General features: G+C 51.8%; 1 rRNA gene (running past one end of the window). It reads left to right on the forward strand.

Annotated features, from left to right (window positions below):
- Window positions 1–3 precede the first annotated feature (3 nt).
- A 23S ribosomal RNA gene (locus ACIQVU_RS20130) occupies window positions 4–1,511 on the forward strand; its annotated part runs 1,474 nt beyond the window's last position; the annotation flags it as partial.

A 1,511-nucleotide genomic window follows, 5' to 3' on the forward strand; every position in this document is an offset into this window, starting at 1 on the left:
GACGGTTAAGTTATTAAGGGCGCACGGCGAATGCCTTGGCACTAGGAGCCGAAGAAGGACGGCACTAACACCGATATGCTTCGGGGAGCTGTAAGTGAGCTTTGATCCGGAGATTTCCGAATGGGGGAACCCACTACGTTTAATGGCGTAGTATCTTGACGTGAATACATAGCGTCTTGAAGGCAGACCCAGGGAACTGAAACATCTAAGTACCTGGAGGAAGAGAAAGAAAAATCGATTCCCTGAGTAGCGGCGAGCGAAACGGGAAGAGCCCAAACCAAGAGGCTTGCCTCTTGGGGTTGTAGGACACTCTATACGGAGTTACAAAAGAGCGAGTTAGATGAAGCGACTTGGAAAGGTCCGCCAGAGCAGGTAATAGCCCTGTAGTCGAAAGTTCGTTCTCTCCTGAGTGGATCCTGAGTACGGCGGAACACGTGAAATTCCGTCGGAATCCGGGAGGACCATCTCCCAAGGCTAAATACTACCTAGTGACCGATAGTGAACCAGTACCGTGAGGGAAAGGTGAAAAGCACCCCGGGAGGGGAGTGAAAGAGAACCTGAAACCGTGTGCCTACAAGTAGTTAGAGCCCGTTCATGGGTGATAGCGTGCCTTTTGTAGAATGAACCGGCGAGTTACGATTACGTGCAAGGTTAAGCTGTAGAAGGCGGAGCCGCAGCGAAAGCGAGTCTGAATAGGGCGAAGTAGTACGTGGTCGTAGACCCGAAACCAGGTGATCTACCCATGTCCAGGGTGAAGGTAAGGTAACACTTACTGGAGGCCCGAACCCACGCACGTTGAAAAGTGCGGGGATGAGGTGTGGGTAGCGGAGAAATTCCAATCGAACTTGGAGATAGCTGGTTCTCTCCGAAATAGCTTTAGGGCTAGCCTCGTGATGAGAATACTGGAGGTAGAGCACTGTTTGGACTAGGGGGCCATCCCGGTTTACCGAATTCAGACAAACTCCGAATGCCAGATATTTATACACGGGAGTCAGACTGCGAGTGATAAGATCCGTAGTCAAAAGGGAAACAGCCCAGACCACCAGCTAAGGTCCCAAAGTAATCGTTAAGTGGAAAAGGATGTGGCGTTGCACAGACAACCAGGATGTTGGCTTAGAAGCAGCCATCATTTAAAGAGTGCGTAATAGCTCACTGGTCGAGTGACGCTGCGCCGAAAATGTATCGGGGCTAAACGATTCACCGAAGCTGTGGATTGACATCTACGATGTCAGTGGTAGGAGAGCGTTCTAAGGGCGTTGAAGTCAGACCGGAAGGACTGGTGGAGCGCTTAGAAGTGAGAATGCCGGTATGAGTAGCGAAAGACGGGTGAGAATCCCGTCCACCGTATGACTAAGGTTTCCTGAGGAAGGCTCGTCCGCTCAGGGTTAGTCGGGACCTAAGCCGAGGCCGATAGGCGTAGGCGATGGACAACAGGTTGATATTCCTGTACCACCTCCTCACCGTTTGAGAAATGGGGGGACGCAGGAGGATAGGGTAAGCGCGCTGTTGGT

Source organism: Lysinibacillus sp. NPDC098008 (assembly GCF_044760715.1).
In the GTDB taxonomy this organism is placed as follows: Bacteria; Bacillota; Bacilli; order Bacillales_A; family Planococcaceae; genus Lysinibacillus.